Source organism: Klebsiella sp. OBRC7 (assembly GCF_000293135.1).
Lineage (GTDB): Bacteria > Pseudomonadota > Gammaproteobacteria > Enterobacterales > Enterobacteriaceae > Klebsiella > Klebsiella michiganensis.
Map to the genome: position 1 here is coordinate 1 of NZ_ALNJ01000088.1, position 14,435 is coordinate 14,435.

13 protein-coding genes are annotated in these 14,435 nt (G+C 57.5%); 8 read left to right on the plus strand and 5 right to left on the minus strand.

Going from position 1 to position 14,435, the window contains the following annotated elements; translation table 11 throughout:
- A partial coding sequence (locus tag HMPREF1144_RS18535) for a DeoR/GlpR family DNA-binding transcription regulator (RefSeq protein ID WP_009653665.1) occupies positions 1 to 699 on the plus strand: 699 nt, incomplete at its 5' end.
- Positions 700 to 821: 122 nt separating this feature from the next.
- On the opposite strand, the gene metF is transcribed toward HMPREF1144_RS18535, so the two are convergent.
- Positions 822 to 1,709 (minus strand): methylenetetrahydrofolate reductase, encoded by an 888-nt coding sequence (gene metF / locus HMPREF1144_RS18540; RefSeq protein ID WP_009653638.1) that lies wholly within the window; start codon positions 1,707 to 1,709, stop codon positions 822 to 824.
- Positions 1,710 to 1,875: 166 nt separating this feature from the next.
- A complete protein-coding gene (locus HMPREF1144_RS18545) occupies positions 1,876 to 2,781 on the minus strand; it encodes a LysR family transcriptional regulator (RefSeq protein WP_004856017.1) in 906 nt (301 codons plus the stop codon).
- 90 nt (positions 2,782 to 2,871) lie between these two features.
- On the opposite strand from HMPREF1144_RS18545, the gene HMPREF1144_RS18550 reads away from it, so the two are divergent.
- Positions 2,872 to 3,243 (plus strand): carboxymuconolactone decarboxylase family protein, encoded by a 372-nt coding sequence (locus HMPREF1144_RS18550; RefSeq protein WP_004856015.1) that lies wholly within the window; start codon positions 2,872 to 2,874, stop codon positions 3,241 to 3,243.
- A gap of 39 nt (positions 3,244 to 3,282) precedes the next feature.
- Here the strand turns inward: HMPREF1144_RS18550 and HMPREF1144_RS18555 are convergent, their stop codons facing one another.
- Positions 3,283 to 5,715: a bifunctional aspartate kinase/homoserine dehydrogenase II gene (locus tag HMPREF1144_RS18555; protein WP_009653658.1), complete on the minus strand. Its 2,433-nt coding sequence runs from the start codon at positions 5,713 to 5,715 to the stop codon at positions 3,283 to 3,285.
- Between the two features lie 2 nt (positions 5,716 to 5,717).
- Complete coding sequence (metB, locus tag HMPREF1144_RS18560) at positions 5,718 to 6,878, minus strand: cystathionine gamma-synthase (RefSeq protein ID WP_004856011.1); 1,161 nt, start codon at positions 6,876 to 6,878, stop codon at positions 5,718 to 5,720.
- 266 nt (positions 6,879 to 7,144) lie between these two features.
- Here metB and metJ point away from each other — a divergent pair, with 266 nt between their 5' ends.
- Entirely contained in the window at positions 7,145 to 7,462 is a 318-nt protein-coding gene (gene metJ / locus HMPREF1144_RS18565; protein ID WP_004107547.1) for a met regulon transcriptional regulator MetJ, read from the plus strand.
- 97 nt (positions 7,463 to 7,559) lie between these two features.
- On the opposite strand, the gene rpmE is transcribed toward metJ, so the two are convergent.
- Complete coding sequence (rpmE, locus tag HMPREF1144_RS18570; RefSeq protein ID WP_004107543.1) at positions 7,560 to 7,775, minus strand: 50S ribosomal protein L31; 216 nt, start codon at positions 7,773 to 7,775, stop codon at positions 7,560 to 7,562.
- Positions 7,776 to 8,016: 241 nt separating this feature from the next.
- On the opposite strand from rpmE, the gene priA reads away from it, so the two are divergent.
- From priA to hslU, 5 genes are all read left to right on the plus strand, one after another.
- Entirely contained in the window at positions 8,017 to 10,212 is a 2,196-nt protein-coding gene (priA, locus tag HMPREF1144_RS18575; protein ID WP_009653640.1) for a primosomal protein N', read from the plus strand.
- A 150-nt stretch (positions 10,213 to 10,362) separates the two neighbouring features.
- Positions 10,363 to 11,391, plus strand: coding sequence for a DNA-binding transcriptional regulator CytR (gene cytR, locus HMPREF1144_RS18580; protein ID WP_004856005.1), 1,029 nt, complete (start codon positions 10,363 to 10,365; stop codon positions 11,389 to 11,391).
- Between the two features lie 91 nt (positions 11,392 to 11,482).
- Positions 11,483 to 12,451 (plus strand): cell division protein FtsN, encoded by a 969-nt coding sequence (gene ftsN / locus HMPREF1144_RS18585; RefSeq protein ID WP_071532290.1) that lies wholly within the window; start codon positions 11,483 to 11,485, stop codon positions 12,449 to 12,451.
- 90 nt (positions 12,452 to 12,541) lie between these two features.
- Positions 12,542 to 13,072 carry an ATP-dependent protease subunit HslV gene (gene hslV / locus HMPREF1144_RS18590; RefSeq protein ID WP_004107530.1) on the plus strand — a complete coding sequence of 177 codons (531 nt, stop codon included), beginning with the start codon at positions 12,542 to 12,544 and terminating at the stop codon, positions 13,070 to 13,072.
- 9 nt (positions 13,073 to 13,081) lie between these two features.
- On the plus strand, positions 13,082 to 14,416 hold the full coding sequence (gene hslU / locus HMPREF1144_RS18595; RefSeq protein ID WP_004127247.1) for an HslU--HslV peptidase ATPase subunit: 1,335 nt from the start codon (positions 13,082 to 13,084) through the stop codon (positions 14,414 to 14,416).
- The last annotated feature ends 19 nt before the right edge of the window (positions 14,417 to 14,435 follow it).

A 14,435-nucleotide genomic window follows, 5' to 3' on the forward strand; every position in this document is an offset into this window, starting at 1 on the left:
CTCGCCGAAAAGTTCGGCGTCACCAAAATGACCATCCGTCGCGATCTCTCTTTCTTTGAAAAACAAGGCATTGTAAAAACAACCTACGGTGGAGCCTACTTAACCCACGGCGCCAGCGTCGAGCCCGGCTTTCAGCTGCAATCGATACAAATGGCCAATGATAAGCACCTGATTGGCCAGAAAGCCGCCGAGCAGGTTGAAGATGGCGACACGATTATTATCGACTGCGGCACCACGCCGCTGGCGCTCGCTAATTTTGTTTTCGATAAGAAAATCATGGTGATAACCAACTCTATTCCGGTGGTTAATCTCCTGAAAGGAAGAAAAAATATCAAGTTGATCGTCGCGCCCGGTGAATATGAAGACGCCAGCCAGGGAATGGTCTCTTTCAGTACCGCCGACTTCTTTCGTCACATCCACGCCGACAAAGTCTTCATCAGCACTCAGGGCGTCAACGATCTTGGAGAGCTGACGGTTCCTGAAATGACCGATGCCCACGTCAAACAAGCGCTGATGCGCGCCGGGCGGCAAAAAATCCTGCTGGCGGACAGCAGTAAATTTGGTCAAACGTTCCTTGCAGGCCATGCCCGCCTGGCAGACCTTGACCTCGTTATCAGCCAGACCGGCCTCTCCCCCGATATCCTCTCTCTGATGCAAACGCAAAACGTACCGCTGCTGCTGGCGGATAGTCACCTCTGATGGCGCAGGCGCCCCGTTTTACCGCCCGTAAAGATGTATTAAGGAAATAACCAGAACAAGCGGCGCCGAAGCTGCTTTGACGCCGCAGAGAGAAGAGAAGGACGGGGAAATCTGAAGCCTGCTTACGCCGGGCGCACGCCTAAAGTGTGGCAAATCGCGTAGCTCATTTCCGCGCGGTTCAGGGTATAGAAATGGAAATCCTTCACCCCTTCACGGCTCAAAATCTTCACCATATCCATGGCGATATTCGCCCCCACCAGCTGGCGGGTTTCGGCGTCATTGTCCAGACCTTCGAACATTTTCGCCATCCACGTCGGGATACGCACGTTGGTCATATCGGCAAATTTTTTCGCCTGCCTGAAGTTAGAGACCGGCAGAATGCCCGGAATAATTTCGACATCGATACCCGCCGAGACGCAGCGGTCGCGAAAACGCAGGTAGCTTTCAACATCAAAGAAAAACTGGGTAATCGCGCGATTTGCTCCGGCTTCGACCTTACGTTTCAGGTTAAGCAGATCGGCCTGCGCGCTTTTGGCTTCCGGATGGACTTCCGGATAAGCCGCAACGGAAATATCAAAGTCCCCGACCTCTTTCAGCAGAGTCACCAGGTCGGCCGCGTACATATCCGGCTTACCGCTGCCAGGCGGCAGGTCGCCACGCAGCGCAACGATATGGCGAATCCCGCTATCCCAGTAATCTTTAGCAATGGTACACAGCTCATCGCGGCTGGCATCGATACAGGTCAGATGCGGGGCGGCTTCCAGACCGGTACGCTCTTTAATACCTTTGATAATGCTATGGGTGCGGTCACGTTCACCGGAGTTGGCGCCGTAGGTCACGGAGACAAACTTCGGCTTCAGGCTGCTCAGGCGATCGATGGATTTCCAGAGGGTTTGCTCCATTTCACTGGTGCGCGGCGGAAAGAATTCAAAGGAGACGTTAATCTGGCCCTGCACTTCCGCCAGGCTCTGATTCAGGGCTTCCCGCTGATTGGCGTGAAAAAAGCTCATACCTTACCTCATCAATCGCATTTTATTGTTTGTTGTGTCGCGAACTTCTATACGTTTAGACGTCCAGATGTAAAAATGACGGAAAAGGGCATCCGCGTCAATAGAAAAATCAGCGTAAACAGTGAGGAATATTCAGCCAGGATGAAATTAATTCATCTCTTTTTCGCTAAAGCAATGATTTTTCAACGACTGCTGTTACCCTTTCCCGGACCCTCTCATTTGCGGGCAGCGTCACCATTCCCAGCCTAAGCGGAAGCTGCTGGCTGGCATCCTGCAAAGGACAAAAGACCACCCCCTGTCGCTGAATCGCGGAAAAAGAGGCCGGCAGGAGGATCAGGCCTTCTCCGCGCGCAATGCGCGCCAGCAGAACATCATGCTCGGCAGGCTCCTCCACGTAGGTGGGCACATAGCCTGCCCGGTCAAAAATACGCCGAGTATAGTCAAAAAAATCGGGATTACGCTCGCGTTTAAACCAGAACAGCGGCCGATGATTGAGCGCGCTTAACGTCAGCTCCGCCCTGGCGGCCTCCGGCCAGGATGCGGGTAGCGCCGCGATAAGCGGCTCGCCATACGGCAACGGATGCAGGTGAAGCCCCTCGGTATTCAGCGGCAGCGCCACCAGCGCCGCATCGAGCTTGCCCTTTCGCACCAGTTGGGCCAACGCCGGTGATGACTGACGAGTGATGTGCAACGCGCCGGTGTACTCACCCAGAGCGGATTCCGCGGCGGCGAAAATGCCTTGCTCAAAGGCGGTGGTCAATCCCAGACGCAGAGGCTGCTGCGCGGGCGCAGAGAGCTGGCTCAACGCCGTCAGGGTGCGATCCTGAAGTGCCAGCAGAGGCCGAATGATATCCAGCACCCGTCTTCCCTCGTCGGTAAGGATCAGACCTTTGGTATGCCGCAAGAATAGCGTTACCCCCAGCTGCGTTTCCAGATGGCGAATATGACGGCTCAGCGGCGGCTGCGAAATAAATAGCCGCTGCGCGGCCCGGCTGATGTTATTTTCCTCCGCCACCACCGCAAAGTAGCGCAGCAGGCGAATATCCAGAGTGTGTAAACGTGAATTTGTCATACTGAAAAGGTATCACGAAAAGGGTATTACTCAAGTCAGGAAAACTTCCCTAACCTTCCTCATTACGCATCATCACACTGAGGAAAAGCCATGACCAGCGAACGTTATACCATCGGACGAGAAATGCTACAGCGCGTGGACGGCAAAGGCGGCGACGCCGTCGTCAACAGCCTGAAGGATATCGCCCCCGATTTTGCCCGCTATCTGATTGAGTTCCCCTTCGGCGATATTTACGCCAGGCCAGGGCTCGATTTACGCAGCCGTGAAATTGCCACTATCGCCGCGCTCACGGCGCTCGGCAACGCCGCGCCGCAGCTAAAAGTGCATATTGCCGCCGGGTTAAATGTCGGGCTGACGCAGGAAGAGATTACGGAAGTTATCATGCAGATGGCGGTCTATGCCGGATTCCCGGCGGCCCTGAATGGCCTGTTTGCCGCCAAAGAAGTCTTCGCGGCGCACTAAGGTGAAAAGACCAGGCGTTGCCTGGTCTTTGATTTATGGCTACAGCAGCTGCGCCAGACGGTTGATATCCGACTGAATCGCCCCGGCGGTCACATCACGACCGGCGCCCGGACCGCGGATCACCAGCGGGTTATCGCGATACCAGCGGCTCTCGATAGCAAAGACGTTATCACACGGCAGCAGCGCCGCCAGCGGATGCTCTTCGCGCACCGCTTCAACGCCGACGCGGGCTTTACCGTTAGCGTCAAATCGCGCGACGTAGCGCAGCACCAGGCCCATTTCGCGCGCCGCTTCCAGACGCTGCAGCATCTGCTCGTTCAGCGCTTCGCCGTTCTCAAAGAAGTGATCGACAGACCCCTCTTCGCAGTGGGCGGGCACCAGCGACTCAACGCGCACCTGATCCGGCTCGATGTTGTAACCCGCCTCACGGGCCAGGATCACCAGCTTGCGCATGACGTCTTTCCCGGAGAGATCGACGCGCGGGTCCGGTTCCGTCAGCCCCTGCTGCCAGGCCTGATCGACGAGGTCTGTAAACGGCACGGTGCCGTCAAACTGCAGGAACAGCCATGAGAGGGTGCCGGAGAAAATACCGCTCAGCGCCAGAATGGTATCGCCGCTATCAATCAAATCGCGCACCGTATGGTTGACCGGTAAACCGGCGCCGACGGTGGCGTTGTACAGCCAGTGGCGCCCGGTCTTCTCGAACGCGTCGTGGATCTGGCGATACTTACTGCTGCTGCTGGCGCCAGCCAGCTTATTCGCGCTGATAACGTGGAAACCATGGCTGGCGAAATCGAGGTACTGGTCGGCCAGCTGCGCGCTGGCGGTTACGTCCAGCACCACTAAATCATCGTACGGATGCGCGCGCATCCACAGGAATAGCGACTCTTCATCCTGCTCAACCGCCTCATCATTAAAGAAAGCCAGCGCGCGACTGGCGTCAAGGCCTTCGTAATTAAGCAGGCTACGGCGACTATCCACAACCCCGGCAAGGATGAATTCAAACCCGGTGCGGGCGGAAAGCGTGGTCTGCTCGCGAGCGAACAGCTCCAGCCAGCGGGACCCGATATTACCTTTGCCAAACAGCACCAGGCCAATGCGTTTTTCCGCGCGGAACAACGACTGATGCAGCCCCTGAATAAGGCTTTCCGTCGGCCCGGCGCGCAGCACCGCGACCAGGCTAATGCCCTCCTCTGATTGCCAGGTAAACTCTACCGGCTGACCTTTCAGCTGTTGCCAGAAACGGTGGCAGTGCAGCGGATTGCGGGTCACGCCAGCGCCAACCATCGCCACCAGCGCAAGCTTCTGACGCAGGCGCAGCTCGCCCGGCAGCCCCGCTTCGTCCAGCAGCTTCAGCGCGCTGTCGGCCACTTCAGAGGTGTAACAGAACTGCAGCAGCTTACGGTCGGCGTGTACGCCAACCGCCAGCGGACGCAGCTGGGCGCGTTTTAAAATAGCGTCCAGCTCCTTATGCGCCAGTTTGAAATCCTGGCCGCCGGGTACCTGGAACTCAATCAGGCAGACATCATCATGGCTGGTCACGATACGCGCCCCGGTACCGGAAGCCAGCACGCGTTCGATGCGCGTTGAGCCCTGATCCGGGGTGTAGCTACAGCGTAATTGTAAATCGATATCGCTGCCGGAGACCGGCTGCAGCGTACGGGCATGCAGCACCGGCGCCGCCAGGCGGGCCAGTTCGCTGGCTTCATCCAGGCGCAGCAGCGGCAGCAGGCAGGCGTCTTTCACTTTACGCGGATCGGCGCTGTAGACCCCGGCCACGTCGCTCCAGATAGTGACGCGAGACGCCCCGGCCAGGGCGCCGATTTGGGTGGCGGAATAGTCGGAACCGTTACGCCCCAGCAGGACGGTTTCCCCGGCGTTGTTACGCGAAATAAAGCCGGTCACCACCAGACGCTTGTTCGGGTGCTGCGCTATCAGCTGCTGCAAAAGCGGATAGGATAAGCCTTCATCCACCTGCGGCTGCGCGGAGCGCTCGGCGCGCAGGAAGCTACGCGCATCCAGCCAGGCGGCTTCTACGCCAAGATGGTTCAGCACCGCCGCCATCAGGCGGGCCGACCAGACTTCGCCGTGACCGACGACTTCGGCGTATACCGCGTCGGTGATGCTGCCGTCAAGCAGCCCGGCAAGGCGCTCAAGATCCTGAATAAAGATAGCAATCAGCGTGTCGGCAGCGTCTGGTGACAGCAGTCCGGAGATGAGCTCCATCTGATAACGACGGAGCGATTGTTGCACCTGATGCGCAGAAAGGCGATCGGTCTGGCTGAGCTTCAGCCAGCTGATCAACTGGTTGGTGGTACTGCCGGCGGCAGAGACGACCATCATATCGCCCGCCTGCGAATACTCCGTCATGATACCCGCGACGCGCAGGTAACATTTCGCATCCGCTAAACTACTCCCACCAAATTTGTGCAGCTGACGACCCTTCGCCCCTGCCTGCGCAATCACACTCATGTTTATTCCTCGTTTGCTGCCCGGAAGCCATTTTCCAGGTCGGCAATTAAATCTTCACCATCTTCAATACCGGTCGAAATCCGCAGAAGCGTTTCTGAGATCCCGGCGGCCGCACGCGCTTCAGGCGCCATACCCGCATGGGTCATCGTCGCGGCGTGGGAAATCAGACTTTCCACGCCGCCCAGCGATTCCGCCAGCGTAAACAGCGATAGCCCGCTCAGGAAACGACGCAGCGTCTGCTCATCGCCATCCAGTTCGAAGCTTAACATCGCCCCAAAACCTTTTTGCTGACGCGCCGCAATCTCATGGCCCTGGTTTTCCGGCAGGGACGGATGGTACAGTTTTTTCACTAGCGGCTGGGTTTTCAGATAGTCGACAATCGCCAGCGCGTTGCGCTGCGCCACTTCCATACGCGGAGAGAGCGTACGTAAGCCGCGCAGCAGCAGATAGCTATCAAACGCTCCGCCGGTGACGCCGATATTATTCGCCCACCATGCCAGTTCGGTGACGGTCGCCGGATCTTTAGCGATCACCACCCCGGCCACCACGTCAGAGTGGCCGTTCAAATATTTAGTGCACGAATGCAACACCAGATCGGCGCCCAGCGCCAGCGGATTCTGCAAAGCCGGGCTCAGGAAGGTGTTATCCACCACGCTGACCGCTCCGGCCTCACGCGCCAGACCGCAGATTTTCGCAATATCCACAACTCTCAGCAATGGATTACTTGGGCTTTCGACCAGAACCAGCTTCGGTTTTTCCCCCAGCGCGGCGCTCAACGCCTGCTCGTCGTTTTGATCGACAAACAGCACGCGATAGCAGCCGCGCTTCGCCAGGCTGTCAAACAGGCGGTAGCTGCCGCCGTAGCAGTCGTGCGGTGCCACCAGCAGATCGCCCGGTTTCAGAAATACGGTGGTGACCAGCAAAATGGCCGACATGCCGGTATTGGTCAGAACCGCCCCCGCGCCGCCCTCCAGCTCCGCCAGCGCACGCTGCACCACATCCCGGGTCGGGTTACCGCGACGAGAGTAGTCGTGGGCGCGAGGTTCGTTAAATCCGGTGAAGTTATAGGTGCTGGAGAGATGAATGGGCGGGACAACGCAACCGTACTGCTCGTCGTCATTTAAACCGCTACGCACTGCGATGGTGGCCTGTTTACGCGTCATGTTGGGGAGTTCCTGGGCTGAGTCGGTGAAAAGTCAGGCTCCAGAGTAATCATTGTTATAATAGACGTCAATACATCTGGACATCTAAACTTCTTTGCGTATAGATTGAGCAAACTGGAAATAGCCGTTAAAATTATATGCATTAGCGCACATCCGTAGCGGCTTGTTTGGTGTCAGACGCGCCCCTCTACGGTAAACTACGCGCAATTATGGCCAGGACTCGCGTTCAGGCCCTTAACTAATGAATAGAGGATTAAAGGTAACTCATGGCTGAATGGAGCGGCGAATATATCAGCCCATACGCTGAGCACGGTAAGAAGAGTGAGCAAGTAAAAAAAATTACGGTTTCCATTCCTCTGAAGGTGTTAAAAATCCTCACCGATGAACGCACGCGTCGTCAGGTGAATAACCTGCGGCACGCGACTAACAGCGAACTGCTGTGCGAAGCGTTCCTGCATGCCTTTACTGGTCAACCGTTGCCTAACGATGAAGACCTGCGTAAAGAGCGCAGCGATGAAATCCCGGAAGCGGCGAAAGAGATTATGCGCGAACTGGGCATCGACCCGGATACGTGGGAATACTAAAACCATAAAAAAGGGCAGAAGAAATCTTCTGCCCTTTTTTCTCGCGTTTAGCGCAAGAGAAACAAAAAAGCCGCCCTGAGGCGGCTTCTTCAGCAAATTACTTGCTGGTACCCGGTACGCTGAAGCGCTTGTTGAAGCGGTCAACACGGCCACCGGTAGCAACATCACGCTGTTTGCCAGTGTAGAACGGGTGGCATTTACCGCACACGTCGAGGTTCAGGTCGTGACCTACGGTAGAACGGATTTTCATGACGTTACCGCAAGAGCAGGAAGCAGTAACTTCTTCGTATTTCGGATGAATATCTTTTTTCATGGGAGAACCTCAGTTAAGGCCGCGTCGCTCTTCCAGCCCTAACGCCAGACACCACGCGATGTTAATAATTTCCCGGTGCGATTGCGCGAAGCGAAATTCCCGGGTAATAGATTTTGATGGCGCACAAAGCGCATCAAAGGCGGCGAATCATACAGAATTTGACCAGCATATGCAAACTGATCCGCGAGCCCTTATCACAATGTGTATACTAACCCGCCAGATTTCAAGTCAGGAAGATTAAATGCCCGTCGCTCACGTTGCCCTGCCCGTTCCGCTGCCCCGCACTTTTGACTATTTGCTGCCTGACGGTATGCCGGTCAAAGCGGGCTGTCGCGTACGCGTCCCGTTCGGCAAGCAGGAGCGGATAGGTATCGTAACGGCGGTCAGTGAGCGCAGCGAACTGCCGCTCGACGAACTCAAGCCGGTGGCCGAAGCCCTCGACGCCCAGCCGGTCTTCTCCGCTTCGGTCTGGCGGCTGCTGCTGTGGGCGGCGGACTACTACCATCATCCCATCGGCGATGTGCTGTTTCACGCGCTACCGATCGTGCTGCGCCAGGGGAAGCCCGCCAGCGCGACGCCAATGTGGTACTGGTTTGCCACCGAACAGGGGCAAGCGGTTGATATCAACAGCCTTAAGCGCTCACCGAAACAGCAGCAGGCGCTGGCGGCGCTGCGTCAGGGCAAGATCTGGCGCCATCAGGTTGCCGAACTCGAATTTAACGACGCCGCCCTGCAGGCGCTGCGGGGTAAAGGCCTGGCCGAACTCGCCAGCGAAGCGCCCGCTATCGCCGACTGGCGCACGGGCTTCTCGGTACCCGGCGAGCGCCTGCGGCTCAATACCGAACAGGCCACCGCCGTGGGCGCGATTCACAGCGCCTCGGACAGCTTTTCCGCCTGGCTACTGGCCGGGATCACCGGCTCGGGCAAAACGGAAGTGTATCTGAGCGTCCTTGAAAACGTGCTGGCGCAGGGGCGCCAGGCGCTGGTGATGGTACCGGAAATCGGCCTGACGCCGCAGACTATCGCCCGTTTCCGCCACCGCTTTAGCGCCCCGGTGGAAGTGCTGCACTCCGGACTGAACGACAGCGAACGCCTCTCCGCGTGGCTAAAAGCCAAAAACGGCGAAGCGGCGATTGTGATCGGTACCCGCTCGTCGCTATTTACCCCTTTTAAAGACCTCGGGGTCATCGTCATCGATGAAGAGCACGACAGCTCTTACAAACAGCAGGAAGGCTGGCGCTATCACGCCCGCGATCTGGCGGTCTGGCGCGCCCACAGCGAACAGATTCCGATTATCCTCGGCTCAGCGACCCCGGCGCTGGAGACGCTTCATAACGTCCGCCAGGGCAAGTATCGCCAGCTGAAACTCACCAAACGAGCGGGCAATGCGCGCCCGGCTCAGCAGCACGTTCTGGATTTAAAGGGCCAGCAGCTGCAGGCCGGACTGTCTCCGGCGCTCATTGGCCGCATGCGCCAGCATCTGCAGGCCGATAACCAGGTGATTCTGTTTTTGAACCGCCGCGGTTTCGCGCCGGCGCTGCTGTGCCACGACTGCGGCTGGATAGCGGAGTGTCCGCGCTGCGACAGCTACTACACGCTGCACCAGGCTCAGCATCATCTGCGCTGCCACCACTGCGACAGCCAGCGCCCGATCCCGCGCCAGTGCCCCTCTTGCGGCTCTACGCATCTGGTGCCGGTAGGTTTGGGGACCGAACAGCTTGAGCAGGCGCTGGGACCGCTGTTCCCCGATATCCCGATTTCCCGTATTGACCGCGATACCACCAGCCGCAAAGGCGCGCTTGAGCAATATCTTGCCGACGTTAATCGCGGCGGCGCGCGCATTCTTATCGGCACCCAAATGCTGGCGAAGGGTCACCACTTCCCGGATGTCACCCTGGTTTCCCTGCTGGACGTTGACGGCGCGCTGTTTTCCGCCGATTTCCGCTCGGCGGAGCGCTTCGCTCAGCTCTACACGCAGGTTTCAGGCCGCGCAGGCCGGGCGGGCAAACAGGGCGAGGTGATCCTGCAGACCCACCACCCGGAGCACCCGCTGCTGCAAACGCTGCTTTATAAAGGATACGACGCGTTTGCCGAGCAGGCGCTGGCGGAACGGCAAAGCATGCAGCTGCCGCCGTGGACCAGCCACGTGCTGATTCGCGCCGAAGATCATAACAACCAGCAGGCGCCGCTTTTTTTACAACAGCTACGCAACCTGCTGCAGGCCAGCCCGCTGGCCGATAAGAAACTGTGGGTGCTCGGGCCGGTTCCGGCGCTGGCGCCAAAGCGTGGCGGCCGCTGGCGCTGGCAAATTCTCCTCCAGCATCCGTCGCGCGTTCAGCTACAGCATATCGTCAGCGGAACGCTGGCGTTGATTAACACGCTGCCGGAAGCGCGAAAAGTGAAATGGGTTCTGGATGTCGATCCTATTGAAGGTTAAGGCTTCTCTTGCGAGGCGGATCGAAAAATTCAACCATCGTCACGTTTTTCATGAAAATTCTGTAACTCTCTGGATGTACTATCTGTTAAAAATGTTGCTGATGTCAGAACGCCAGGGATGTGTCTGCGCCAGTCAGCGAGGAGAAATCAGGTGAAGCCCAAAAAACAGGTCGTTGCCGCCACTATGAAAGACGTTGCCCAAAAGGCAAACGTTTCCACGGCAACCGTATCCCGAGCGTTAATGAATCCCGATAAGGTTTCGCAGAGCACCCGTAACCGGGTCGAGCAGGCCGCGCTGGAAGTCGGCTATTTACCGCAATCGCTCGGGCGCAATATGAAGCGCAACGAGTCACGCACCATTCTGGTGATTGTGCCGGATATCTGCGACCCCTTTTTCAGCGAGATCATTCGCGGTATTGAAGTCACCGCGGCGGAACAAGAGTACCTGGTGCTGATTGGCGATTGCGCCCACCAAAACCGTCAGGAAAAGACCTTTATCGACCTGATCATTACCAAGCAGATCGACGGGATGCTGCTGCTTGGCTCCCGTTTGCCCTTCGATGCGGGCGTAGAGGAGCAGCGCAATCTGCCGCCGATGGTCATGGCCAATGAATTCGCTCCCGAGCTTGAGCTGCCGACGGTGCATATCGATAACCTCACCGCCGCCTTTAACGCCGTTAACTATCTGCATGAACTGGGGCATCGCCGCATCGGCTGTATCGCCGGCCCGGAAGAGATGCCGCTGTGCCATTATCGCCTGCAGGGCTATGTCCAGGCGCTGCGTCGTAGCGGGATAACCGTCGATCCGCACTATATCGCCCGCGGCAATTTTACCTATGAAGCCGGCGCCAACGCCCTGGAACAGCTGCTGGCGCTGCCGGTACCGCCGACGGCTGTTTTCTGCCATAGCGATATTATGGCGCTGGGGGCATTATCGCTGGCGAAACGTCGCGGCCTGAAAGTTCCTGAAGATCTGTCTATTATTGGTTTCGATAACATCTCTTTGTCTGAATTTTGCGATCCGCCATTGACGACCGTCGCGCAACCACGTTTTGATATTGGCCGCGAAGCAATGCTGCTTTTATTGGATCAACTGCACGGTCACAGCGTCAGCAGCGGTTCACGATTACTCGACTGCGAGCTTATCGTTCGCGGCAGTACGCGAAAAATCCGAACATAACCTTCAGGCTTTCGGGCCTGCCCTTCTGGTCAAAGGCCCGCCGCTTAAGTAACATGGCGGGCTGAAAAACGAATAAGACAGCGAAACGATAGTGGCACAACGAGATTATGTACGCCGCAGCCAACCGGCTTCTTCGCGGCGCAAAAAGAGCAACTCCCGAAGCTCAAGGAACAAGCAAGGCGGCCTTTCGGCGGTTTCACCGACTATGGTGGCGATCGCTGCGGCAGTGCTGGTGGCCTTTATCGGTGGACTGTACTTCATCACGCACCACAAGAAAGAAGAGGCTGAAGCGCTGCAAAACCGCCAGGCCGCTGGCAACGGTCTCCCGCCGAAACCGGAAGAGCGTTGGCGCTATATTAAAGAGCTGGAGAGCCGTCAGCCCGGCGTACGTGCGCCTACGGAACCCACGGCAGGCGGCGAAGTCATGAAGCCGGAGCAGCTGACGGACGAGCAGCGCCAGCTGTTGGCGCAGATGCAGGCCGATATGCGTCAGCAGCCTACGCAGCTGACCGAAGTGCCGTGGAATGAACAAACCCCGGCGCAGCGCCAGCAGACCCTGCAGCGTCAGCGTTTAGTTCAGCAGCAGCAGCTCGCACAGGTGCAGCAGCAGACACAGACGCAAGTACAGCAACCACGAACCCAGCCGCGGGTCGTCGAGCAGCCAAAGCCGGTACAGCAGCCGCCGAAGCAAACGGCGTCGAATCAGCAGCCGTATCAGGATCTGCTGCAAACGCCGGCGCATACCAGTACCGCGCAGCCTAAAGCCCAGGCCGCCGCGCCGGTAACCCGCGTAGAAGAAGCGCCGAAAACCGCCGCGACGGAGAAAAAAGACGATCGCAGCTGGATGATCCAGTGCGGGTCCTTTAAAGGCGCTGAGCAGGCGGAAACCGTGCGCGCGCAGCTGGCGTTTGAAGGCTTCGCCTCGCACATCACCACCAATAACGGCTGGAACCGCGTGGTGATTGGGCCGCTGAAAGGCAAAGAAAACGCCAGCAATATGATTGAACGGCTGAAAATGGCCGGACACGCAAACTGTATTCGTCTCGCCGCCAGGGGTTGAAACCCTCAAAATCCCCCCCATCTATAATTGCATTCTGCCCCGCGTAACCGCGGGGCCCCTATTCCGCTTTTGCAACCAAGGGGTCTGCTCGTGACTACAATTGTAAGTGTTCGCCGTAACGGCCATGTCGTTATTGCCGGTGATGGCCAGGCCACGCTGGGCAACACCGTAATGAAAGGCAACGTCAAAAAAGTGCGCCGCCTGTACAACGACAAAGTGATCGCCGGCTTTGCGGGCGGCACCGCTGACGCCTTCACGCTGTTCGAACTGTTTGAACGTAAGCTGGAAATGCATCAGGGCCACCTGGTGAAGGCCGCCGTTGAGCTGGCGAAAGACTGGCGTACCGACCGCATGCTGCGCAAGCTGGAAGCGCTGCTGGCCGTGGCTGACGAAAACGCATCGCTTATCATCACCGGTAACGGTGACGTGGTGCAGCCAGAAAACGATTTGATTGCTATCGGCTCCGGCGGTCCTTACGCCCAGGCCGCGGCTCGCGCCCTGCTGGAAAATACCGATATGGGCGCACGCGATATCGCAGAGAAAGCGTTGAATATTGCAGGTGATATCTGCATTTATACCAACCACTTCCATACCATCGAAGAATTACCGTCTAAAGCGTAAGGATCTCCCATGTCTGAAATGACCCCACGCGAAATTGTCAGCGAACTGGACAAACACATTATCGGCCAGGACGCAGCCAAGCGCTCCGTCGCCATCGCTCTGCGTAACCGCTGGCGTCGTATGCAGCTTAATGAAGAGCTGCGTCATGAAGTCACGCCGAAAAACATTCTGATGATCGGCCCGACCGGCGTCGGTAAAACGGAAATCGCCCGTCGTCTGGCAAAGCTTGCCAACGCGCCGTTCATCAAAGTTGAAGCGACGAAATTCACCGAAGTAGGCTATGTTGGTAAAGAAGTGGACTCCATCATCCGCGATCTGACCGATGCGGCGATCAAAATGGTGCGCATGCAGTCCATCGACAAAAACCGCTATCGTGCGGAAGAGCTGGCGGAAGAGCGCATCCTTGACGTGCTGATCCCGCCGGCGAAAAACAACTGGGGCCAGGCTGAACAGCCTCAGGAACCGTCCGCCGCGCGTCAGTCTTTCCGTAAAAAACTGCGCGAAGGGCAGCTTGATGATAAAGAGATTGAGATCGATCTCGCTGCTGCGCCGATGGGCGTTGAAATCATGTCCCCTCCGGGCATGGAAGAGATGACCAGCCAGCTACAGTCCATGTTCCAGAACCTGGGCGGCCAGAAGCAAAAACCGCGTAAGCTGAAAATTAAAGACGCGATGAAGCTGCTGATTGAAGAAGAAGCGGCGAAGCTGGTCAACCCGGAAGAGCTGAAGCAGGATGCCATCGACGCCGTTGAGCAGCACGGTATCGTGTTTATCGACGAAATCGACAAAATCTGTAAGCGCGGCGGCAACTCCTCCGGCCCGGACGTATCCCGTGAAGGCGTACAGCGCGATCTGCTGCCGCTGGTTGAAGGCTGCACCGTCTCCACCAAGCACGGCATGGTGAAAACCGATCATATTCTGTTTATCGCTTCCGGCGCGTTCCAGGTGGCCAGCCCGTCTGACTTAATTCCGGAGCTGCAGGGTCGTCTGCCGATTCGCGTTGAGCTGAAAGCGCTGACCACCCATGACTTCGAGCGCATCCTGACCGAGCCGAACGCGTCCATCACCGTGCAGTATAAAGCGCTGATGGCCACCGAAGGCGTCAATATCGAATTCACGGAAGATGGCATCAAGCGTATCGCTCAGGCCGCGTGGCAGGTCAACGAAACCACCGAGAATATCGGTGCGCGCCGTCTGCATACCGTACTGGAGCGTCTGATCGAAGATATCTCCTACGATGCCAGCGAAATGAATGGCCAAACCGTCACCATCGATGCGGAATATGTCGGTAAGCATCTGGATGTTCTGGTGGCAGATGAAGATCTGAGCCGTTTTATCTTATAATCCGGTTCAATATATTTTC